At 47.5% G+C, this 25,372-nt stretch carries 12 protein-coding genes; all 12 read left to right on the top strand.

Annotated features, from left to right (window positions below):
• Positions 1-5: 5 nt before the first annotated feature.
• The 12 genes from BUB99_RS05655 to BUB99_RS05600 all read left to right on the top strand — a co-directional run bounded on the left by BUB99_RS05655 (position 6) and on the right by BUB99_RS05600 (position 25,271).
• Positions 6-1,643: a GH39 family glycosyl hydrolase gene (locus tag BUB99_RS05655; protein WP_084190366.1), complete on the top strand. Its 1,638-nt coding sequence runs from the start codon at positions 6-8 to the stop codon at positions 1,641-1,643.
• Between the two features lie 6 nt (positions 1,644-1,649).
• Positions 1,650-4,187 (top strand): glycoside hydrolase family 95 protein, encoded by a 2,538-nt coding sequence (locus tag BUB99_RS05650; protein ID WP_073120248.1) that lies wholly within the window; start codon positions 1,650-1,652, stop codon positions 4,185-4,187.
• Entirely contained in the window at positions 4,184-6,013 is a 1,830-nt protein-coding gene (locus BUB99_RS05645) for a sulfatase-like hydrolase/transferase (RefSeq protein ID WP_170863739.1), read from the top strand. The genes BUB99_RS05650 and BUB99_RS05645 overlap by 4 nt, the downstream gene beginning before the upstream one ends.
• On the top strand, positions 6,006-7,142 hold the full coding sequence (locus tag BUB99_RS05640) for a glycoside hydrolase family protein (RefSeq protein WP_073120243.1): 1,137 nt from the start codon (positions 6,006-6,008) through the stop codon (positions 7,140-7,142). Before BUB99_RS05645 ends, BUB99_RS05640 begins: the two co-directional genes overlap by 8 nt.
• Positions 7,139-8,530, top strand: coding sequence for a right-handed parallel beta-helix repeat-containing protein (locus BUB99_RS05635; RefSeq protein WP_139280902.1), 1,392 nt, complete (start codon positions 7,139-7,141; stop codon positions 8,528-8,530). The genes BUB99_RS05640 and BUB99_RS05635 overlap by 4 nt, the downstream gene beginning before the upstream one ends.
• 80 nt (positions 8,531-8,610) lie before the next feature.
• Complete coding sequence (locus tag BUB99_RS05630; protein WP_073120239.1) at positions 8,611-10,020, top strand: hypothetical protein; 1,410 nt, start codon at positions 8,611-8,613, stop codon at positions 10,018-10,020.
• A 364-nt stretch (positions 10,021-10,384) separates the two neighbouring features.
• On the top strand, positions 10,385-12,994 hold the full coding sequence (locus BUB99_RS05625; protein WP_073120238.1) for a galactose-binding domain-containing protein: 2,610 nt from the start codon (positions 10,385-10,387) through the stop codon (positions 12,992-12,994).
• 47 nt (positions 12,995-13,041) lie between these two features.
• Complete coding sequence (locus tag BUB99_RS05620) at positions 13,042-14,550, top strand: RICIN domain-containing protein (RefSeq protein ID WP_084190365.1); 1,509 nt, start codon at positions 13,042-13,044, stop codon at positions 14,548-14,550.
• Between the two features lie 267 nt (positions 14,551-14,817).
• Positions 14,818-18,525 carry a PA14 domain-containing protein gene (locus tag BUB99_RS05615; protein WP_084190364.1) on the top strand — a complete coding sequence of 1,236 codons (3,708 nt, stop codon included), beginning with the start codon at positions 14,818-14,820 and terminating at the stop codon, positions 18,523-18,525.
• A gap of 324 nt (positions 18,526-18,849) precedes the next feature.
• Positions 18,850-20,667 carry an arylsulfatase gene (locus BUB99_RS05610; protein WP_073120624.1) on the top strand — a complete coding sequence of 606 codons (1,818 nt, stop codon included), beginning with the start codon at positions 18,850-18,852 and terminating at the stop codon, positions 20,665-20,667.
• A gap of 87 nt (positions 20,668-20,754) precedes the next feature.
• Entirely contained in the window at positions 20,755-23,805 is a 3,051-nt protein-coding gene (locus BUB99_RS05605; protein ID WP_084190363.1) for a galactose-binding domain-containing protein, read from the top strand.
• Between the two features lie 134 nt (positions 23,806-23,939).
• Complete coding sequence (locus BUB99_RS05600) at positions 23,940-25,271, top strand: hypothetical protein (RefSeq protein WP_073120231.1); 1,332 nt, start codon at positions 23,940-23,942, stop codon at positions 25,269-25,271.
• Positions 25,272-25,372: the final 101 nt, after the last annotated feature.

Below are 25,372 nucleotides of genomic sequence, written 5' to 3'. Positions count from 1 at the left end.
AAGACATGAAAAAAATATTGATACTACTATTGGTGCTAGTGCAAGCTGGCATGACCTGGGCACAAAAACCGGTCACTGTAAGTGCAAAGTCCAAAGGAGAAAAGTTCGAACACTTTTGGAGCAAGAGTGTAGGGGCAGGGCGAGCCAACGAAGGCCTGCGTGCCGGATGGCTGGAGCAGCTGGAGATGGTACAGCAGAACTGTGGATTCGAGTATGTGCGATTCCATGGCATCTTCCACGACGATATGTTCCCCGTCTTCGAGAAGGATGGTAAGATCACCTACAACTGGCAGTACATCGACGATCTGTTTGATCGTATGCTGGATCTGAACGTACGACCTTTTGTGGAGTTGGCGTTTTTTCCTACCCCTCTAGCAGCCGAAAACAGCAAGACGCAGTTTTGGTGGAAAGCCAACATCACACCCGATGAGTCCAAGTACGATGAGTGGCACAATTTGGTACAGGCTTTTACGCAGCACTGTGTGGATCGCTATGGTATTGACGAGGTACTCACGTGGTATTTCGAGGTATGGAATGAACCTAACCTATACTATGGTTTTTTCGACGGGACTAAGTCACAGTACTTTGAGTTGTATAGACAATCTGTACTTGCTGTGCGATCGGTAGACGAGCGTTTGAAAGTAGGAGGGCCATCGAGTAGCAACTTCGTAGCAGATGGCAGGTACGACGGAGAGGTGGAGAGTAGAGATGGTGATTTGATCACCTTTACTGCAGACAATATCAACGACTTAGAGTGGAAAGGCTCTTGGATTGAAGATTTCTTAGCCTTTTGTGAAGAAGAGAAACTCCCGATGGATTTTATATCTACCCACCCTTACCCTACGGATTACCCATTCAACCCCACAACGGGCAAAGGGAAAGATTTTTCACGATATGTAAACTCCACAAAAGATGATATAGAATGGCTCAATGAGGTGATCAAAAAAAGTGCCTATCCTGATGCAGAAATCCACCTCACAGAGTGGAATACCAGCCCCAATAGCCGCGATGCGATGCATGACTTCTTGCCTCCGGCAGCTTATATAGCCAAGGTCAACCTGGACTGCATCGGTTTGACTAACTCGCTGGCTTTTTGGACATTCACCGATATTTTTGAGGAAAAAGGCGGTGGAGAAAGCATCTTTCATGGCGGATTTGGTATGATCAACTATCAGGGCCTGGTGAAGCCCTCGTATCATGCCTACCGCATGTTGCATCAGCTGGGCGATGAGCAACTTTACAAAAACGATTACCTCTTCGTGAGCCGAGATTCTGGCGATGGAAAAATCGTATCACTGGCTTACAACTACCCAGAAGACCACTACAAAGCAGTACCTTCAAGTATCCGAAAAATAGACAAATACGAAAATGGTAAAAGTAGACAACTGAAATTTAAACTCACTGATTTGAAACCAGGGGCACAGTTCAAACTAGAAGTGTTGGATTGGGAAAGCGGTAATATCTACAACTACTGGGAATCGATGGACAAGCCAGAGCCACCGACACGTGAGCAGATCAAGGTGATGAAGCAGTATGCAGAGAACCTAAAGACGGAACTTGTCACGGCGGATAAAAAGGGGAATATAGAGATTGATCGGGAGCTGACTCCATGGAGCTTGGTGCTGATCGAGCAGATTGATTAAGGGATTATGAAAAGAAATATTGAGTACGTATATGGGCTAGTCTTTTTGCTGGTATTGGGGTCTTGTGCTCCATCCAGCATGGAAGTGAAGTCAGATAGAGAGCACTTGAAACTGTGGTACGACGAGCCGGCACCCAACTGGAACGAGGCACTGCCTATCGGCAATGGTCGCTTAGGCGCCATGGTTTTCGGTGTGCCTGAGCAGGAGAATATCCAACTCAACGAAGGTACGCTTTGGTCAGGAGGGCCACATCGAAATGACAACCCCGAAACCAGAGATGTTTTGCCCGAAATGCGCCAACTGCTTTTTGACGGTAAGTACAAGGAAGCACACCATCTGGCCAACGACAAGTTGATATCCAAGACTTCTCACGGCATGCCTTTCGAGACCGCTGGCAACTTGTATTTCAAGTTTGATGGTCATGACAATTACAGTGACTATTATCGTGAGCTGGATATCAGTGGAGCCATCCAAAGGACAAGCTATACAGTAGGTGGAGTAGATTTTCAACGCGAGGTTTTTACATCTTTTGCCGATCAGGTATTGGTCGTGCGACTCACGGCGAGCAAACCAGGGCAGATTAGCTTCACTTCTACTATGGACCGTCCCAAACCGGAGTTGGTGACGATATCCACAGAAGGCAATGACCTGTTGAAAATGGTCGGTAGAAACAACGACCGAAAAAGCAATCGTCTGCCTGAAGATGCAGCAGGTACCGAAGGAAAAATCAAATTCGAAACACGGGTGAAGTTTTTGCCAGAAGGCGGAGAATTGATTGCAGGCGATACTTCGCTCACGGTAAGAAATGCCAACAGCGTGACCGTCTATGTTTCGATTGCCACCAATTTTGTCAACTATCAGGATGTTTCTGCTGATCAGCATGCGCGCGCAGTGGACTATCTCAATGCTGTCGACGGCAAAACTTATGAAGAACTAAAAACGGCACACACAAAATATTATCAGCAGTTTTTCGATCGTGTGGCGCTTGATTTGGGACAGACCGAAGAAGCAAATAAACCTACCGACGAGCGTATCAAAAACTTTAGTACGGTCAATGACCCGGCTCTGGCTGCATTGTACTTTCAATACGGACGTTACCTGCTGATCAGCTCATCACAGCCTGGTGGGCAGCCAGCCAACCTGCAGGGGATCTGGTGCAACGAGCTCAACCCGCCATGGAAGAGTGCATACACCATCAATATCAATACAGAAATGAACTACTGGCCGGCCGAGGTGACGAATCTACCGGAGATGCACGAGCCGTTGATCGAGATGGTCAAAGAACTGTCCGTAGCAGGCCAGCAGACCGCTGAGGTCATGTATGGCGCTGACGGGTGGGTCACCCATCACAATACAGATCTGTGGCGTATCTGCGGACCTGTAGATGGTGCTACCTGGGGCGTATGGCCTATGGGCGGGGTGTGGCTGTCGCAGCACCTATGGGACAAGTACCAGTATAGCGGAGACTTGACCTATCTGCGAGAAGTATACCCGGCCATGAAGGGGGCGGCGCAGTTTTGTCTGAGTGCCTTGGTGCCTGAGCCGGAGCATGGATGGCTGATTATTTCACCCTCCACTTCACCCGAAAACCGCCCAGCGCATTTTCCCAATATGGTCAATATCCAGTACGGCGCTACCATGGACAATGAGTTGGTATTTGATATCCTGACCAAGACTGCCGCAGCGGCCAAGTTGCTAGGAGAAGATGCGGAGATCATTGATGAAATAGAACACACCTTGCCGCAGCTTGCACCGATCCAAATCGGGCAACATGGGCAAATCCAGGAGTGGATCCAGGACTGGGATGATCCTGAGGACAAGCACAGGCATGTCTCGCATCTCTATGCTTTGCAACCGTCCAATCAGATATCACCTTATCGCAATCCAGAGCTTTTCGAGGCAGCCAAGAATGTGCTGATCTACAGAGGTGACCCATCTACCGGTTGGTCGATGAACTGGAAAATCAACCTCTGGGCGCGACTACTCGACGGCAATCATGCCTACAAGCTCATGGGCGAACAGATCAAACTTGTAGGCAGACCCGATTCGCCCAAAGGGGGCGGCACTTATGCCAATATGCTCGACGCACACCCTCCCTTCCAGATCGATGGCAACTTTGGATTTACCTCTGGTCTAGCCGAAATGCTGCTACAGAGTCACGATGGTGCCATTCACTTGCTGCCAGCCCTGCCTGACGTCTGGAAAGAGGGCAAGGTGACCGGACTCAGAGCCAGAGGAGGTTTTGTGATTGAGTCTATGGAATGGAAAGACGGACAATTGGTGGAGGCCAAAATCCGCGCTACGCTAGACGGCAACCTCAGAGTTCGGTCATACAGTGCATTGACCTTGGATAGAAAAAAACTAAAGCAGGCGAAAGGAGAAAATCCCAACGCTTTCTACCAGACGCCAGAGATCCAGCAGCCATTGATCTCCGAAAAGGCCAAGCTAGAAGGGTACACACCACCTAAGAGTAATGTCTATGATATCGAGATGCAGTCTGGTGACCAGATTACTTTGATAGGAAAATGGAAAAAAGAGAAATGAAAAATACAATGGGACTAGTTCTACTAGTAGGTTGCTTGGTTCTGGGGTTTTTAGGCTGTGAGTCGACATCATTGCCGCAAAAAGATTCCCGACCCAATGTTATCTTCGTCATGCCGGATGATATCAGCCACAGCGCATTTTCATACTACAAAGAAAATGCCCCTCAAACGCCCAATATTGACAATTTCGCAAAGGAGTCGGTTCGACTCACGGATTTTCATGTCTCGCCGAGTTGTTCGCCTACCCGGGCGGCATTGCTCACCGGTAGGCCCGCCGATGTAGTGGGCGTTTGGCATACGATCAATGGCCGCAATATGATGCGAGCCGACGAAATCACCATGGCGGATATCTTCAAAGCGAACGGCTATGCGACAGGTTTGTTTTTCAAGTGGCATTTGGGAGACAATTACCCTTTCCGTCCGAAAGACCGTGGCTTTGAGCATGTAGCTTGGATCAAAGGTGGAGGCACGGGACAGCAGCCCGACTACTGGGACAATACCAATCAAACCGCCAGCGTGTGGGTCAACGATGAGTTGGTCAAAATGACCGATGAAGACGATGGTATAGAAGGCACTTTTACGACCAATTTCTTCATGAACCGAGCCATGGATTTTATGGAAGAAAACATCCAGAATAAGAAGCCTTTCTTTGCCTACATACCGCTAGGTACGGCCCACGCACCTCATGTGATGCCACCAGATGCGCGCGAAGGTGTGAGTGCCAAAGTGGGTACCATTGAGAACATTGACAAGAACTACGGGCGCTTGCTGCAATTTTTGGAGGACAAAGGTATTGCGGACAATACCATTGTAGTTTTCACTACTGACAATGGTGCGGGGGGCTATCTGCGTGGAGGCAAAGGCTCCAACTATGATGGCGGGACTCGAGTGCCTTGTTTTGTTCGCTGGCCCAATGGACACCTGGGAGGCAAAGGCCAAGGCCGAGAGGTCGACGCATTGACTGCCCACATAGACTGGTTGCCTACTTTCATGGATGTATTGGGATTGAAGGATTTGGGAAACAGACCAGAGAAACTCAAAATCCGGGGGCGCAGTATTCTGCCATTTTTGGATGAAGATCCGACCAATGACCCTCAAGATTACAAAAACAGAGCGGTCACGATCAACGACATGTGGACGGAATTTCCCCAGAAATACAAAAAGCTATCAGTCAAAAAAGACAACTGGCAGGGAGATCAAATTGTGAATAAATGGCGTTTGATCCGAAACAGTAGCGATACGGATTGGGAACTCTACGACGTGCTGGTAGATCCCAAACAAGAAAACAATATCATTGACAATCCCGCCTATACCGATGTGGTGGCTGAGCTACAGCAGGAGTACGAAGAGTGGTGGCAATTGGTCGACGAGCGATCAGACGAGTACACACGCATCATAGTAGGTAGCGAAGAAGAGCCCGAGTCTCATCTTTTGGCGCATGATTTTCATGGTACGGTCATCTGGAATCAGGACAATGTAAAAAAGGGATCGACGGGTAGTGGCTTTATTGCGGTCGAATTTGATCAATCTGGGACTTACGAGTTCGATCTGCGCCGCTGGCCCAAAGAGATCGAGGACGAAACCACCCTGAGTGCTGCGGGCCCTGGTCAAGCACTGGGTATTGCTACAGCACGGATCAAAATATGGAATGGCGAAGAGGTCTTTGTAGACCAGACCAAACAAGCAGATCCAGAGGTCGATGGTGTAGAGTTTAGGATCGAAAATCTGCCCAAAGGGCCGGCTTTCGTTCAGACTTGGTTTTACAATGCCGCTGGCGATATGGAGGGCGCCGTTTATTACAACTATGCACAACTGACCGATGAATAGACTAAAAACACTTCTTGTTATTTTGTCTCTTGTCAGCTACCTGACGGTAGATGCTCAAGAGGATAGTGGGCTCCATCTAGGCATAGCACCTGTAGACGGAGGCCTGCAGATGGAGGACTATTGGGTATGGGGCAGCTCGGTGGTCAAAGGCGAAGACGGCCAGTACCACATGTACGCTTCACGATGGCCCAAGTTCCTACCCTTTCACCCAGGGTGGATGATCAGATCGGAGATCGTACATGCCGTGTCGGATACACCCGAGGGGCCATACCGCTTCAGTGATGTGGCACTTGGCTATCGTGGGGCGCAGTACTGGGATGGTAGATCCTGTCACAATCCTAAAATCGTCAAACACGAAGGCAAGTACCTGCTCTACTACATGGGGTCGACCCATCCTTTTGAGGAGGTCACGCCGGACAATGTGGCGGATTTCGATCTGCAGAGCAAATGGTGTATCGTTGGGCGCTGGCGCAAGCGGGTAGGACTGGCGATAGCCGATAGTCCGTATGGCCCTTGGCAGCGGCTCGACGAGCCCATTTTAGATGTCAAGCCGGATTCATTTTACAGCTTTCTCACGTCCAATCCCTCTCCGCTCATCAAGGAAGACGGGTCCGTCGTCCTGCTGTTCAAAGGTAGAAGCTACAGGGAGGACGAGCTCACCCACAGCGATCAGTTCATTGGCGTGGCAACAGCTTCAGCTTACGATGGAGACTACACCGTGGTGGGGGATGAGCCTGTTTTCTCTTCCGAGCAATTCGGTGAAGTGGAAGATCCACATCTGTGGAGTGATGAGCAGGGCTTTCACATGATTGCCAAAGACATGACAGGAGACATCATCGGCGATGGCAACCACCATGGAGGCGTGCTCGCGCACTCTGAGGATGGCATCCATTGGGTGCTGGACGAAAACCCGCTGGCCTACACCCGCACAGTAACCTGGGACAATGGCCAGACCATCAAGCAAGGACAGCTCGAAAGACCATTTGTGTTTGTGGAGGATGGCCAGCCGACGCATATCTTTTTTGCCACCATGGACGGCCCAGGTGGTTTTGGCAATGGGACGAAAACATGGAACATGGTGATCCCAGTAGTAAATGACAAGGAGGATTTGAAATCAAAAAAGCAATGATGAAGCAAATATTTGGGGTACTGGCGGTGTGTATAGTATTCGCCGCGTGCCAGACCAAGACAAAGCCAAGTGAAACCGATACGATACTCGTTTACAGCCTTACAGAATGGAAGCAGTATCTCGACAAAAGCCACGTTCGGGTCAAGCTACAGCCAGGCAACTACCAAATCGACGAGGCGGACAATATACGGTTCATCAGGATCACGGGCGATGATGCCTATTTTGATCTCAGAGGGGTGAGGTTTATGGTCGATACCAAGCTCTTTAGCCGGCCCGACCTGGCCAAAAGCGACGATGGCAATAGCATGTACTGTGCCATAGAGGTGTCGGGCGATCGCGTCACCCTCGAAGGCTTGTACATCGAGACCTATGGCGATACACCGGGCCGACAAAGCAAAAACAAGATGTTTAATATCGTGGGAGAGGGTGATGTGTTGAAAAATGTGGAGGTACGCACGACCGGTTCTAGCCCTTGGGGCTTTGGCTACTTGTATGGCCTAGGAGGCGGTGATGTACGCAAGATGAACGGCATCCGTGTAGGCTATCCCGCCAAAGATGTGAAACTGCTGGGATGTAAAGTGCACATGCGAGCCATGGGGCATGCGATCTTTTTGCAGGGAGCGGAAAACACGCTGATCGAAAACTGTCACGTGGATGGATTGCTCCGTACCACTGATGCCATCCTGGCGGAAACCTCAGGCTATGCTTTTGACCGAGATTTTTATGCCGGCAAAGGAGGCTATGTGGAGGGCACTATGATTCGCGAAGATGGCAAGATCATGCCAGGAGAGATCGTCTCCCTGAGCGAGGACGGCATACGCATGTACCCAGAGTACAACGGCCACAAAACAAAAAACACAACCGTGAAGAACTGTACGGTCACCCAGATGCGTCGCGGGATTTGCACGGGTCTGAGTACGTCAGGCGACAAGGTGATCGACTGTGTAGTGCGCGACTGTGTGGCCACCGGCTACAATGTAGGCAATGCCGATACTTTGATCAATTGTAGCGCGGATGCCAAGTATGCAGAGGCTTTTTGTGTGCCCTATACCAACGCCAAAAATGCCTATGTAGAGATGAACATCCTCGACAGCCGCAACGGGATGGCCAACGATCTACTGGCCAAGATCAATGGAGAAGGCCACCACGTGATCGTGAAAACGGCCAACGAAGACTACATCCCCTCGTCGATGGCCATCAAGCTGGCTTCATGGCAAGGGTATGGTAACTTTAATAAAAAAGCCACGCCCCTCGCCACAGATGTTGTGCTCGATAATGAGACAAATTGCAAAGTCCTTTCTTATCCAGGTGTGAAGGATACCGAAATAAACAGTAAGGGTGAAATAATAAAAGAAGCGAAGCAAGATCAACGACTCATTATCAATTAGGATATCGAGTACTGGTTCGGGGGAGTATGGACGTATCGTATCGAGAAAAATAGATCAATAGGAGATTAGATTTAACAAAGATGAATGATAAAATGAAACTGTCTGTTTTCATGGTCAGCCTGGTGGTGAGCCTGAATGCGTTTGCCCAGACTACCGTCAATTCCCTTGATGAGCTGATGCCTCATCTGACTCAGGATAGTGTGGAGGTAGTACTCAAGCCGGGAGTCTACACCATTTCTGCCAAAGAGGTAAAGAAGGGCAAATACAATGCACAAACGCAAATCAAGAACAACTCCAATGTTTTGTTGCTGTTTACTGGGAGTCATAGCGTGTATGATTTTACGGATGTGACCATTCAGGTCGAGACCGAGGTTTTCTCTTCTTTCCCGAATGGGGATGAATTTTACGAGATGCAGATCATCGGCAATCACAACGTGTTGAAGAATTTGACCCTTATAGACAAAGGGTCTGTCCACGATGCGCCTACTCGGCGAGGTACTAACATCGTGATGGATGGGGCGAGCAACCGTGTCGAAGGTTTTCATATCACGACCAGAGGAGCCTATCCCTATGGCTATGGCGAGGCTTTTGGCAAAGGAGGGAAGAGTGTGATTCCGCACAGGAAGCATTCCTCTTTTCTCGTAAGAGGCTACAAAAACCACGCGAAAAACTGCACGATCATACACCGATCTTATGGTCATGCGATTTTTATGCAGGCTGCCGATTGGCCGATCATTGAGGGCTGCTATGTAGAAGGCGCGATGCGCTCTACTGACGACATGTGGGCAGAGAAGGGCACAGGATCTGATGCCGACAAAGTAGACTTCAAGACTGTGTGGGGCTATCCGCTGCCCAAAGGCTATATGCTGTGCTTGGGCGAAGAGGGAATTCGCGCGTACAACGGTGGCGAGACCATCATCGACGGTGTGGAGTACCGCCGGGGTACCTCCAATCCTACCATCATCAACTGCACGGTCAAGAATATGCGCGCAGGGGTCACACTGACCCATGCGACGGGTCAGAAGTATGTATCTGGCACGACTGTGATAGGTTGTGAAAGAGGATTTTGTATCGGTACGGGAGATATTGTGGACTGCTATGCCGACACCCAGCATGGTCCGGCTTTGGGTGTGGACTATACAAGTGACCAGGGCATGACGGCAGACATCACTCTGCTGCCCTATGAAGGGGCGAGCTACAACGGCAGTGGCCATGCAGCCATCATCATAGGTAGCAACCACAAAGTCACACTACGCAATGCAGTACCCGATCCTGACCAAAATCTCAAAATCAATATCGGAGGGGACAACCGCACCATCGGTATGCTAGGCAAAGATGAAAACTACTCCGCCTCCAATATCGTCCTGCACAATCTCTCTGGCTATCCTGTCGTACTCGACGACAACAGTCGAAATTGTACTGGTGTCTCCGCAGGGGAGGTCATCGACCAGGGAGAGAACAACCACGTGTTTGACAAGGATATGGACTAAGGGTAATGAGTCTGAAGGAATAAAGGCCAATCGTGTGATCAACGATTGGCCTTTGTTTTGATACGAAAGGAGTCTCTCGGGGCAAATACAACTGTACAGTGATTTGGGCTTGATTTGGAGACAAGGATGTCTGGTTGATTTCTATTTTGGCTTGTGTGATATGCTCGTTGCTACATCAGTATGCGCGATTGATTTTCCTGTTTTTAGTTATACAATGCTTGTAACACGTTAAAAATGAGCTGTTTTCATGTTTTTTGTGAGTCATGTGTTATCAATATTGACTCATGAGTCATGCATTCTTTCTGTGCTTATCAGAATATTTGAGATAAGCATATTATGAATTTTTAACTAAACAAAAAGAAGCATGAAACGAAAGACTATTACTCATGCTGTGTACGATTGTGTACATAGCAAACTAAAGCGGCTGGTGGCACTGGCCGTGTTATTGCTCACGATGACGACTGTTTACGCGCAGACTACCGTCAGTTCATTAAGTCAATTGATCCCCTATCTGGATGACGACAATGTCAACGTCAAACTCGCCCCTGGCACGTATAGTGTGACAGCCAATGATGTGAGTACTGGGGCCATTGGCAAGTACTGGCAAGGCACGACTCACCTAGGCAATTCTTTCAATGTTTTCCTCTTTGAAGGAGACAACAGCACGTATGATTTTACAGGTGTCACGATCAACATCGAAACCGAAACAGCACAGTCTGTAGGCAATGTGGATTTTCATGAGTTTCGTATCATAGGTAGTGATAACGTAATACTGAACCTGACAGTAGTCGATGATGGTTCGGTGAATGATCAGCCTACCAAAAGAGCGACAAATGTAGTACTCGATGGTGCCAATAACCGATTGGAGGGATGTCATTTTACGGTGAGGGGTTCTTACCCATATGGCTATGGAGATATTTTTGGCAAGGGTGGAAGTAATGTCATTGCCCACAATAAGCGTAGCGCTTGTTTGATCAGAGGAAATTCCAACCATGTGAAGAACTCTACCTTTATCTGTCGCTCGTATGGACACGGTATATTTTTTCAGGGAGCGAATGATCCGATCGTAGAAGGCTGCTATGTAGAAGGAGAATTGCGGTCTACCAATGAAGTATTGGCAGAGGAAGGTTCGGGAAGCCCTGCTGACAATGTCGATTTTCAAACGATATGGGGCTTTAATTTGAATGACATCACTGGCAACTATTATTTCAGTTTGCAAGAAGACGGCATCCGATCTTACAATGCAGGGGAGACTGTCATAGATGGTGTGGAATACGACCGAGGGGTAACTAACGCTACAGTACTGAACAGTACAGTGGTCAAGATGCGCTCAGGCGTGACGATTGGATGGGCATCAGGGACCAAATATGTCGAGAACTGCACGGTACTGGCATGCGAAACAGGCTATTGGGTAGGAGCCAACACCAATGTGGTGAATTGCGATGGTGACGCTTCTATCGGCGCACTGCTATCAGAAGATGTCGCTAGAAGTAACTCCAACATTGAAATCACACTTTTGGACAATCATGTCACCCCATTGAGCGGTGAAGTAACAGCCATTTATTTTGCAGGTACAGATCATGAGGTCACAATTCACGATGGGACCACTTCTACGATGAGCAATATCGATATTCTCATCGGTGGTCAGCGAAAAGCCCATCGGTTCATGACTGGCAATGGTTCTACCACCGAAGGTTACTATCACAACGCAAACAATATCACCTTTACCAACAATACCAACTATGCCATCGTGGTGGGAGACAAAGCCACGAATACCGATATCACTACTTGTGGCACGGTCACAGACAATGGTACAGGTACTTCGGTAAATTACCAAACTTGCACCAACGACAATATAGCACTTGGTAAAAGCACTTCGCAATCCTCTACCGCGCATGGAGGGCTCTCTTCCCGAGCAGTAGATGGCAATACGAGTGGGGTATGGTCTCATGGCTCAGTCACGCATACCAACGCAGAATCGAACCCATGGTGGGAAGTAGACCTGGGAGGTGCCTATGAGGTCGATGAGATTGTTTTGTACAATCGGACCAACTGCTGTATGGATCGGCTGAGCAATTTTACCGTCTCGGTGATGAATGGTAGCACGACTACCTGGAGTCAGACCTACAGTGCCTATCCTAATCCATCGCAGACCATCCAAGTAGGCGGGGCACAGGGCGAAACAGTGCGGGTACAACTCAACGGTTCTAGCAACCCATTGTCTTTGGCTGAGGTGCAGGTATATGGTACGGTCGCCTCTACTGTTGGTGGAGATTTTCAGTTGGTCAAAAGGAACGCAACGGGTTTTGCTATCGATGGCGGTGGCAACAGCAGTGCAGAGGGCCGGAGTGTAGAGTTGTATACTTATGTGCAGCACGATAACATGACCTGGACAGAAATCTCACGAGGAGGTGGGTATTATTCTTACCAAAAGTTGAATAGCACAGTTTGTATCGATGGAGGTAGCGGAGGGGCCAATGGTCAGGACGTAACGCTCGAGACATGCAACGCCAATGATTACAATCAGCACTGGCTGAAAATAGACGCTGGAAATGGACATTACAGGCTAGAAAAACGCGGTACCAACTTCTCTCTTGATGGTGGAAATAATGGCGCAATAGACCAGAATGTATATCTATGGACATCAAGCACAACCAATCAAAATCAGCAGTGGAGGTTTGATGATGTCAGTGCTGGTGCAAGATTCCGAGATGAGCCTCTGGATGAGTTGGCGTCTAGCGCATTCACTTTTTATCCCAATCCAGTAAGTTCCAGACTGACGGTGCAATTGACAGAAAGCAGCTACCAACAATTCGTGATCTACAATGTCAACGGCATGGTGGTGAATCAAGGCAAGGTAGCGGATGATATGAGCAAGCTGACGATAGACATGGATCATCTTGATGCTGGTCTGTACGTCCTCAAATTCAGCGGAAACAATGCCAGTAGAAGCATGAGAATCATAAAGGAGTAATTAAAAAAATTATTGAATAAATAATCTCTAACTTAAATCTATTCAAAATGAAAGAACTATTTCTTTTGACCGCATTGGCGCTATGCCTAATGTGGTCTCATCAGTCAAATGCCCAAACATATGTAGGGCATGATTTTAATGGAGACTTTGGTCCATTTGAGCGTACATACTCATCAATGTCTAACAGGGTAAACTTTGTAAGCAATCGTATTCAATGTGATTGGTGGGAGGGGTTATATGATGGTGGCAACACTTCCAAAAAATCAGAGTTCAGGATTGATAATAATGATTGGACATATACCCAGGAATTCTGGACAGGGTTTTGGATGAAAATTCACACCAATACATTTGCAAATAGCTCCAATACAGAAATGAGTGTGTTTCAGATATGGGGTTTTAGGCCTGATGGAGCTGCAAACCATTATGTTCATCTTGAATATAATAGTGACGGGCAGTTGATCCTGCAACACCGGTATAATATCACTGCCACCTATGACAAGGTTATCCAAAACAACTTTCCAAAAGGCAAATTTGTCAGAGTTGTGATGCGTATCAAGTTAAGGGAATACAACAAAGGTATTGCTCAAGTGTGGATAGATGATGAACTAAAGTTAGACCGATCTGACCTGATTTTAGGTTTCGGTGATCAGACGGCCGCCAGTGGCCAGGTTAATGGGTCGTATTCTGTGCCCGGTTCATGGGGTATATATGCTTATGATAATGCAAATTATGTGAACAATGAAACTAGAACCGTTACATACGATGAAGTCAGTATTTACCGAGGTGCTAATGGATATGATATTGTGAACCCGCTCAACTGCTGTGATGGCGGTAGCAATAGTAGCGGAGGAGATTTCCGTTTTGTTAAAGGCAATGCCACAGGCTATGCGATAGATGGCGGAGGTAATCACTCTAACGGTGCTACTATAGAATTGTATACAAATGTCAATCATAATAACCTTACCTGGACTGAAATAGATCGAGGTAATGGTTACTATTCTTACCAGAAAAAGGGAACCAATTATTGTATAGATGGAGGAAGCGGAGGTGCCAATGGGCAAGACGTTTATCTATGGAGTTGCTCTGACAATAATCAAAACCAGCATTGGAAGAAGATAGATGTTGGGGGTGGTCATTATCTTTTGCAGAAAAGGAATGCACCTAACTATGCCATTGATGGTGGCGGTGGAGGTGCCATAAACCAAAATGTCTATCTCTGGACGATGAACACAAATAATCAGAATCAACACTGGAGATTTGATGCCGTAAGCTCCAGCGCTAGAGAAATCTCAAATCTGGAACCAGAGATTTTAGAATCAGCAGAGCTCAAGCTCTACCCCAATCCTGCAAGTGATCATTTGACTGTTGAGTTATCAGAGCATGCATATCGATCATTTGTGCTTTACAACATAGATGGTAAAGTATATAAAGACGGGGATATTGATCCCGATTTGCAAACCTTGGATATTGATCTCAATGCACTCCATTCGGGTGTGTATATACTCAAGTTGGAGGGTGATAGCACAGCTAAGACCCTAAAGGTCATGAAACAATAGATAAATGAAAATCATGGTAGGTGTACATGTAGTGTACATCTGCCATGATATTTATTCATTATCAAGCCAAACATACTTTTTGGATGATGATTTATACGTAGTGACCCATGAAGGATACGCTAGTAATCCAGTTTCCCTGATCTTGCTACAATACCAGAGGAATGTTATGATTCATGACTATCTGATAGGACTATAGTATTAGCATCAAATTGATCGTATGATCTGAGTTTGACTATTCTCTAGTAGAGGACAAAAAATGAGTATGATATGAAAGAAAAGTTACAAATAATGAAAAAATCCGTGTGGAGCAGATTGTGTTTGATCCTTGCTATTTTATTGATTGGTAGCCAATCCATGGCGCAGTTGATACATCCAGGTATTTCTCACAAGAAGTCTGATTTGGATCGGATGAAAGCAATGGTCGAGGCGGGAGAGGAGCCATGGGCGAGCAGTTTCGAAAAGTTCAAAGAGCAAAGCTCGGCCAGCTACAATTACAATGTCAATGGTAATTTGTCCATCACCACTTTGGACAATGCGGCTGATAGTAGGTTTTTGAATGACGGCTATGCGGCCTACCACAACGCCTTGATGTGGTACATCACAGGAGACGAAAGACACGCGCAAAAATGTGTTGAAATCTTCAATGCTTGGGTGAATTTGACCAGTACTGGAGGGATAGCCCTTTCTCAGGGACGTGGACCTTGGAAGATGTGTGAAGGAGCGGAAATCATCAAACATACCTATGATGGCTGGTCAGAAGAAGACCAAAAGAAATTTGGCGATATGTTGGTGTACCCAGGATGGTCTGGTACCGAAACCCCGACGGGTTCTACTACCTTCTATTGGGGCGTGTATCAAGGAGACCCTTCGAGACATGGCAACCAAGGACTCTTTGCCTATCGGTCACTCATGGCGATGGGTATTTTTCTAGACAATGAAATAATCTACGAAAGAGCCTTGCGATACCTCAAAGGATTGCCGCATAGAGCGGATGATTTGCCTTATCCATCAGGCCCACCAGTTACAGAGCCATTGACGACAGGCAATGAATACTACGAAGAGTTTCGGCAGGTGAGTATAGGTAATGAAATTGAGGATTATGGTTATAATGAAGTAATAGAAAACTACATCTATGAGAATGGCCAATGTCAGGAAAGCTCAAGAGACCAGACACATACGGTAGTGGGAGTTTTGATCATGAATTGTATCTCTGAAATGGCATGGAATCAAGGGGATGATCTCTATGGTCACCTAGACAACCGACAATTGTTGGGCTTGGAGTTTACCATGCGATACAACCTGAGTTGGGAGCATGCTTATCCCGATCAACCCGAGCCCTGGGAGCCTACGGTAGAAAGCGGAGAATACATTCAAAGGACTGACAGATCAGGGAGATGGAGGTCATTGAAAATCAATCCTTATGTAGCGAATAACCTTGAACCAGAAAATTTTGAAAGAGGAACGAATACGCTAATGCCCATCTATGAGATGAACTTGGGGCATTACAAAGACCGAATGATGCTCCCTAGCGAAGATTATAAGTGGATGCAGCGAGGTTTTGAGGTGATGACAGAAGAGATCGGTGTAGAAGATGGAAAAAATGCTGTTGATTATCCTGGCTGGGGTGGGTTGAAGTTTCGTCGTGTCAGCCCTGGAGATCCAGTGAGTGGCTATGATGAGGACGGGTTGCCCATGTATCAGATGAATGTGGTACCGGGAAGTATTGAAGCGGAAAATTTCGATCACTTTGCGCTCAGTGGTGAAGGTAAGGTGTATCATGACGTGGATGACTCCAATACAAGTGGAGAATATCGTACGGACGAAGGGGTAGATATAGCTGTTTGCTCAGAGGGCGGTTACCAAGTGGGAAGTTTAGAAGATGGAGAATGGATGACTTATACCGTACAGGTACCAGCTACTTCTCTGTACAACATCTCTATTAGCTACGCATCGGCGAGTGCTGGGGGGAAAATTAAATTTTCATTCAGCAATGAGGAGGTGACCGAGGAAATCACGGTCCCCAATGGCGTGGGCTATTCAACTGGCCTGGATGATTGGCAGGATTTGGCGATTGCCAATGATGTGATCTTGAGGCAAGGCGTACAGCCTATGAAAATCAGCATCAGCGGAACCTCAGATTCTTTTGTGCTCAATAGTATAAGTATCGAAGATGGCAGTCCACACGAATGTGAAGGAGGACTGGCAGCTGTGGACGCGTCGGATCGTTTTGTCGATGGCGTCAACTACAGTTATTATGAGGGCACTTGGGACAATCTACCAGATTTTGAGCGGTTGTCACCAGCGGCTACTGATATCGCTGATGAGATAGGGCTGATAGAAGGGGTAGATGGAGAGCAATATGCTTTGGTGTTCGAAGGGCACTTTTCTATTCCTATCAATGGTACTTATACCTTCTATACTGAATCTGCCGATGGGTCTCGATTGCTTGTCGATGGAGTGGAAGTAGTGAACAATGATGGGGTACATGATGCGGTAGAGGCTTCTGGCGAGGTTTGTTTGGACGAGGGGTATCACCAGATAGTGGTAGAGTACTTTCACAATGCAGGAGACCAGGCGCTAGCTGTCATGTATGCTGGTCCTACCGTAAGCAAACAAGTGCTTAGCGAAACATATGCTACTGGTGCGTGCGACAATGAACCCGTAGAGACGCCGGATAATCTGGAGGAGGGGATCAGCTATGTGTACTACGAAGGACAATGGAACTCGCTACCGGATTTCTCTACACTGACCCCAGTGGAAGCAGGCAACCTGGACCAGATCAGTCTTAGTCCGAGTAGGGTTGATAATTACTTCGCCATGACCTTTGATGGTTATATCAATATAGAGGAAGAGGCCGATTATACTTTTTATGTCAGTTCTGATGACGGCTCCAAACTGTACATCGATGACATGGAAATAATAGACCATGATGGCTTGCATGGTGCTGAGGACGAACGGTCAGGCAAGATATGTCTCAATCCAGGTTATCATCATTTGTACATCGAATATTTTGAGGCGACAGGGGGCAACTCCATCTCTGTGATGTACGAAGGAGGTAATGTAGCGAAACAGCTCATCTCTGAGGTGTATACAGGGCCCGCACACGAAAAAATAGCGCAGGTGATTGCTTTCCCTGAGTTTCCAAAAGTAGTGGTGGGAGATGATGATTTTGATCCAGGAGCTACGGTGGACTCAGGACGTCCACTGAGTTACACCAGTTCCAATCCTTCGGTAGCTACCATCGTAGCGGGGAAAATTCATGTTGTCAGCAATGGGATTACGACAATTACTGCTTCGCAAGAGGGGAGTTGGGAATATGCTCCTGTAGAAACGTCTCAGGAACTCAATGTATATAGCGTAGCGGGGTGTGAGCTGCCCTGGACGATGCCCACAGTGGTAGTCAAAAATCAAACCTATGAATTCACCTCGGAACCGATCGATATTTCTTGTGTGTCGAGTGTCTCTATTTACCTCAAATTGTTGGCGACTAGTGGTTTGACAGCTGATGATTTTGTCAAGGTTTCTTATCAAGTCGATGGTGGAGAAGTATTGGCTATGCTAGAATCGACAGGAGCGGACTCCAATGGAGAATTTTCATCAGATGAGATCACAGGAAACAACGTACGAGTGATCATCACAGCGTCGAGCAGCACCCCCAATGGGACCTACCAAATGACTGACATATCGGTGAAAGAATATACGATAGAAGAACCGGTTTTGTCATCAGACCCTGAGGCCAGTGGGGTGGGAGTCTATCCTAACCCCGCCAGTGAGACCATGACGATGAGTATCAATAAAGGGGTGTACAGTACATACAGAATCTTTACTATCCATGGCCAAGTCATGAAGGAGGGCAAGATTGCTCCGAGCTCATCTCAGGAAATCATGGATATCAGTGCATTTCCTCAAGGGGTTTATGTCTTGAAATTGTACGGAGGTCAAGCGCCTCTCTCATTGAAGGTACTCAAACAGTAGACGAAGGATATTTATATTCACAACAACAACTGAATACAATATAGAGGCTGTTTCATTTTACTGAAACAGCCTCTTTCGTTTGAAAAGGGACCTAGCGTGTGTAGAGTTTAGAAAGAGCGATGGCCGAGTTTGTAGGGATGGTTCCTTTTTTTGATTGTAGACTCATAATTTATCACTTCTGAACCATAGTTAATACCCCAAGCGTACGCAGATTCAGAGATTTGTTTTTAAGCCATTGCCTCTCGGATTACGTGATATTCAAGACAGGGGTCTTTGCTCGTTTGGAGAGTGGAAGTGATGGAGAGATTAGAAGACAAATTACGAATGATTAGAAGAGTAGCATACCTCGGAGTATTGTGGAGTGCATTGGCTTTGACGTGTCATGCGTCAAATAGCCAATCAAAAGAAAAACCAAACGTCATCCTCATTCTTGTGGATGACCAAGGCTATGGAGACATTGCCGCTTTGGGCAATCCCATCATCCAAACTCCCAACATAGATCAGCTGCACGCCACTAGTGTACGTTTTACCGATTATCATGTCAATCCGACCTGCGCACCGAGTCGTGCCGCACTCATGACGGGGCACAATGCCAACCGAGCGGGGGTCTGGCACACGGTCAATGGCCGCTCGATGATTTTGGAGAGAGAGACCACAGTTGCACAGATCATGCAGGACAATGGCTATGCTACGGGGCTTTTTGGCAAGTGGCACCTAGGGGACAATTACCCTTTTCGTCCAGAGGACAAAGGTTTTGAAGAAGTGCTCACCCACGGTGGTGGGGGAATGGAGCAGACCATGGACTACTGGGACAATGACTACTTCAATGACACCTACATCCACAACGGAAAATTGGAAAAATACGAAGGCTATTGTACTGATATTTGGTTTGAGGAGGCTATGAAGTTTATGGCTGACAAGAAAGATGAGCCATTCTTTGTTTACCTACCTACCAATGCTGCACACTCGCCTTATTTCGTCGAGGATAAATACCTAGAGCCTTACAAGCAGTACGAAGAAGACGGTACGATCCCTATGGCGGCTTTTTATGGCATGATTGCCAATGTAGATGAAAATATCGGCAAGCTGGTCGACTTCCTCAAGGCCAACGAGATCATGGACAATACCATTTTGATTTTCATGACTGACAATGGTACGGCTCAGGGAGCGCGGGTAGAGGGACACCGCCTGGATGGCTTTGTCAACAAAGGCTTCAACGACGGTATGCGTGGCATCAAAGCCAGCAAGTACGAGGGCGGACACCGCGTGCCGCTGTTCATCCATTGGGCAGATGGTGGCATCACCACAGGCACAGACATTGACGAGCTCACTGCTCACTACGACATACTCCCCACCCTGGTGGACATGGCCGGACTCAAAGTGGAGAAAGGGCTGAAGTTTGACGGACAGAGTCTGCTGCCATTGATCAAGGGTAACAATAAGAAATTTGAAGACCGCATCGTGATCACCAACTCGCAGCGCATCGAGGTGCCAGAACCATGGCGCAGAACTTCGCTCATGCAAGGCAAATGGCGACTCATCGATGGCGTTGAGCTTTACAACCTAGAGACCGACCCCGGGCAGCGCAACAATATTGCCGATCAGCATCCTGAGAAAATGGCGGAGTTCAAAGCTTACTATGACAAATGGTGGGCAGAGATATCTCCGAGCTACGAGGATCAGCCTTATATCTATGTGGGGCATGTGGCTGAGAATCCGACCAAACTATACTGCCACGACTGGCACACGGACAAAGTGAGCCCTTGGCACCAGCGCCATATTCGAAGTGGCTATGTAGACAATGGCTATTGGCAAATCAAAGTCGCGGAGGCAGGTACCTACAAAATAAGACTGCGCAGGTGGCCTGTGGAGACCGGTATGATGCTCAATGCACCCTATCCAGTGCGCCCAGCTCTACCAGGTACCAGCGTCGACGAAAGCAAAAAGGGCAAAGCACTTACTATCCAAAAGGCGAGAATATTGGTTCAGGACAAGGACAGGAGTACGGCAGTAGATGGCTGTAGCGAATTCGTGGAGTTTACCGTGGAGTTGGAAGAAGGAGATAGCCAACTCCAAACATGGTTTACACTGGAAGATGGGACCGAACTGGGAGCTTACTTTGTCGATGTGGAAAAGATTTAAGTGAGGGCATCCTCATGAGTAGTGCATGATCTACTACCGTGATGAGGAGAGTATGAAAGACGATTTAATTACTAAATAAAATAAGTTATGAGAATGAAATTTTACCAGAGTATCAATAGAATGAGCAATGGACTGGTGGGTTTGTTTTGCTTGGTTTTGGTACTACTGACCACTACAGTGACACAGGCTCAGGTAGTTGTAGAGTCTCTGGCAGAGTTCATACCATATACCAAAGAGAGCAATGTAGATGTGAAGATAGCACCGGGTACATACACAATCACCGCTGCGGATGTGGTCAATGATTTGTACGAAGAGCAAACAATCATCGGTGCTACCAATAAGGTGCTGCTGCTTTTCGAAGGCAACAACAGTACCTATGACTTTACAGGTGTGACTATCAAAATCGAGACGGCTGTCCTCAGTGCTTATGGTAGTACTAGTGTCAACGAGCTACAGATTGTTGGCAATCATAATGTGCTCAAAAACCTGACGATGGTAGATGACGGATCTGTACACGACAATCCTGGTAGATCAGCCTGCAACATCGTAATGGACGGATTAGGCAATCTGATCGAGGGGTTTCATATGACCATCAAGGGTTCTTTTCCTTACGGCTATGGTGATGCTTTTGGCAAAGGTGCGGGTCCTGTGATTGGTCACCAAAAGCACAGTGCACTCTTGATCAGAGGCGAATCCAACCGAATCAAAGACTGTACTTTGATCCATCATTCTTACGGCCATGCGATTTTTATGCAAGCCGCCAGCAATCCGATCATCGAGGGCTGCTATGTAGAGGGAGAAGTACGTACCACTGATGATATGCTCCTCGAAGAGGGGACAGGATCCCCAGCCGACAATGTAGACTTCATGACGGTATGGGGCTACCGTTTGCCAGCCGGCTACATGCTCAGTCTGGCAGAAGCAGGTATCAGAGCCTACAATGCAGGTACGACTGTGATAGATGGCGATATTATTGAGAGAGGAACTTCCAATCCTGTCGTGAGAAACTGCACCGTCAAGAATATGAGGACAGGAGTGACCATCGCCCATGCTACAGGTACCAAATTCGTAGAAAATTGTACTGCTATTGGTTGTGAAAATGGCTTTTCACTCGCGTCGGGTGACGTGATCAATTGTAGAGCAGACGCCATCTACGGCCCTGTATATGCTTCTACCTACGAAAATGATAAAAGTTTCAATGCGGATATTACCGTAATGCCTCCTAGCGATGACTATTACAATGGGTTAGGCTCAGTCGCCTATATTGGCGGTAGCGAACATCAACTGATCTTGCGTGGCGATCTGGATGACTACCCTGATGGCATGTCGATCAAAGTCGGTGGAGACAAAAATAATATCCGCTTGCTCTATGGCAATCTGCCTCACCAAAACGATTTTGTGGCTAACAACATTGATATCCAAAACCTCACAGGTTTCCCTATCAATCTATCCGACAAGAGCTCCAATGTCACAGGTCAATCCTGTGGCGAGATCAACGATCTGGGTACAGACAATACCATCGCTCAAGTGCCTTGCGACGAGATTTGCGTCGAATTGGAGAGTTTTGATCTGCCTACTGAGACCAAAGACGGGGTGGGTTACAAGCTCTATTCGGGAGAGCATGACGAGATGCCTGATTTTGCGGCTATCTCAGCGACTCACGTAGGACAGATGGCCGACCTCAGTATCAGTGCCGCGGATAGTTTGAGCCAGTTTGCCTTGGTTTTAGAAGGTTTTTTGGAAGCGCCATCGGATGATAGCTATACTTTTTACATCAAGTCGGACGACCATGCCATTCTCAAGATCGATGGCCAAGCGGTGATCAACCATGAAGGATCGTCGCTCCAGGAGGTAAGTGCCAAAGTTTGTTTGCAAGCGGGTAGTCACCTGATGCAAATCCAATACTTGGAGAAAAACGCAGACAAGACCTTTGAAGTGTACTACGAGAGCAGTACCATCGACAAGACGGATGCATTGGCCCTCAAGGTATTAGACGAAAGTCAAAGCCCCAATTTGGCCTTCAAACGCTCAGCGAGTCAGTCTTCTACCGGCTATCAGGGAATCGCTAGTCGTGCCGTAGATGGCAGCACAGACGGTGTCTTTCTGAACAACTCGGTGACCCATAGCATCGCGAATACCTACTACCCCTGGTGGCAAGTAGATTTAGGCAGTATCCGAACCGTTGGAGAAATCAAGATATATAACCGAACAGACAGCAACGCCGATAGGCTAACCAATTTTGTGGTTCAGGTATTGACACGGTCAGGTGAACTGCGCTTTAGCCAGTACATAGAGTCATTGTCAGAGGCCTCATTGATAGTAGATGCTCAGGGGGCTGAGGGAGATATCGTACGTGTCCAAATCCAAGGTGTTGGGACACTGGCTTTGGCAGAAGTGGAAGTTTACGAAGGAGCCGCTTCTTCATTCGGTGCTATTCAGATGATCAAACGAAGCGCGACGCTCTATGCGATCGACGGAGGTGAGGATTCAGAAGAGGACCATGAGATAACCTTGCTGAGACACAGCAATCATATCAACTTGACTTGGAAGGAAATAGACAGAGGCAATGGGTACTACAGCTATCAGCAATATGATACTGATCTCTGCCTCTATGGCGGGGAAGAAAATATAGTAGATCAGCATGTGACTTTGGTCAAATGCGCGATGGAGGATGCTAATCAGCAATGGATGAAAATAGGAGGGGGCAATGATCATTTTCGATTGCTCAAGCGAGGCAGTGAACTGGTGATCGATGGAGGAATGGGAAGGTTTGATGGAGCCAATGTGTTTCTTGGTGAACTGGACGAGACCAGCGAAGATCAGCAGTGGAAGTTTGAAGCTGCAGATGTGGGAAATTTAGAAACCAACGAAAAGGTGCTTTCTACACAAAATAATGAACTCACTCAGGTCATTGCCTACCCGAACCCTGTATCAGGAGAACTAACTCTAACAGTACCTGAATCAAAATATAGTCAATTGGTGATTTACAACATGGACGGTCGAGTGATAGAGAAAAAAACAATTGATCAGAACGTGAATAAACTAGGTGTTGATGTTGGCAGCTTCAATCCTGGTTTGTATGTTCTGATTTTGAGTGGTCGCAAGACATTCAAGCAGATAAAGGTTATCAAAGAGTAAGTTTTCTCAAGTGCCGATGACTGCAGCTATTTCTTGCCCGGAAAAAGCTTGCAGTGTCGGCCTTTTTTAGATTAACATGAAGTGAATGAGAAGGGCTGAAAATAGAATTGATTATGAACAAAATTCGAAGCACAATGATATTTACATTGGTTTTGATTTCTGGAGTACTACAAGCTGCAGAAATCAAGATTAATTCCCTTGCCCAGCTCTCCAATTATGCTGCCAAAAGCGGAAACGTAATCACCATGGAGCCGGGGGTGTATCCTTTGACAGACTATCTATCGATGGACTCCATGAGGGTGCGTCACGATCGTCAGCAGTTCCAGTACATCACCTTCACAGGCAGCAACAATGTCTTTGACTTGACGGGTGTCGAGATCGTGGTAGATACGGAGCTACGGACGGCGCTTCGACCACCCATCCATAGCGATGAGTTCCTGGTCACAGGCAGCGACAACACGATCAAAGGCCTGACCATCCGATGCGTGGGAGATGGTAACTCACCTGGTGGCACAGTCTTGCAGGTGGCAGGTACGGCCAATGTACTGGAGGATATCACGCTGTATGTCAAAGGTTCGTATCCCTATGGCTATGGCGATTTGTTTGGCAAGGGAGGACCAACGGTGATCCGACACAAAAAGCACAGTGGCCTGCTGATCACAGGTAGCGAGACCAAGGTCTATCGTTCCAAAATCTACAACCGCTCTTTTGGCCACTGCTTTTTCGTGCAAAAGAAGGCCGAAAACGTCTATTTCGAAGACTGCTATGCCGAGGGCGAGGTGCGCTCTACCGACGACATCCTGGCAGAGACGTCAGGGCCAGCGGTGGAGGTGGACTTCAGAACCTGGACTCAAAATCGGGAAGGAGAGTATGTCGTCACCCCGGGATACATGAAGTCGCTATGCGAAGATGGCTTTCGTACTTATGGCCAGATCAAAAACATCAATTTCAAAAATTGCATAGCCAAAAACACACGAGCGGGTTTCGAACTGCGCACCAACGAAGGCATACGGCTGGAAAACTGTACCACCATCGGTACCGAGCGCGCCTACTGGATAGGCGATGGCGCAGTGGTCAAAAACTGCCGCGGAGATGCCAACTATGGGCCATTGATGTTTGTCGAAGGCAGCGGAGTAGACGTGGAGCTGATCGTAGACTCTGCCGAATCGGATCGTATGGTGCATTCGCTGGTGACTATCCAGGGAGACCACAACAAGGTGAAACTCATGGCGGAAAAAGGAAAAGAAAGAAAAAAACAGCTACCGATTTTGGTAGGCTATACCCATCCCGAGCATGGCGAATCCATGTCGCCTTATAGCGAGGGAGAGACCTCGGAGCTGACATTGATCAACCAAACGGGCATGCCGATCAAAATAGGCTCGATGGTGAGCAATAGCAAGATCGTGACCAATGGTGAGGTGCTGGAAAACAAAGGACAAAATATCAAAATAGTAAACAAGCGATGAGCTACGATAGCATGAAAAACATAATCCTAGTGGTCTGGTTGTCAGTGGTGGCCATCGGAGGCGCCACGTCGCAAGCGCTGGATGTGGAGGCGCTGGCGGGT

The sequence above is a fragment of the Reichenbachiella agariperforans genome (genome assembly GCF_900142205.1).
Taxonomy (GTDB): domain Bacteria; phylum Bacteroidota; class Bacteroidia; order Cytophagales; family Cyclobacteriaceae; genus Reichenbachiella; species Reichenbachiella agariperforans.
The sequence above is the reverse complement of the archived record's forward strand: the minus strand, read 5'-3'. Positions and strand labels throughout refer to the sequence as shown.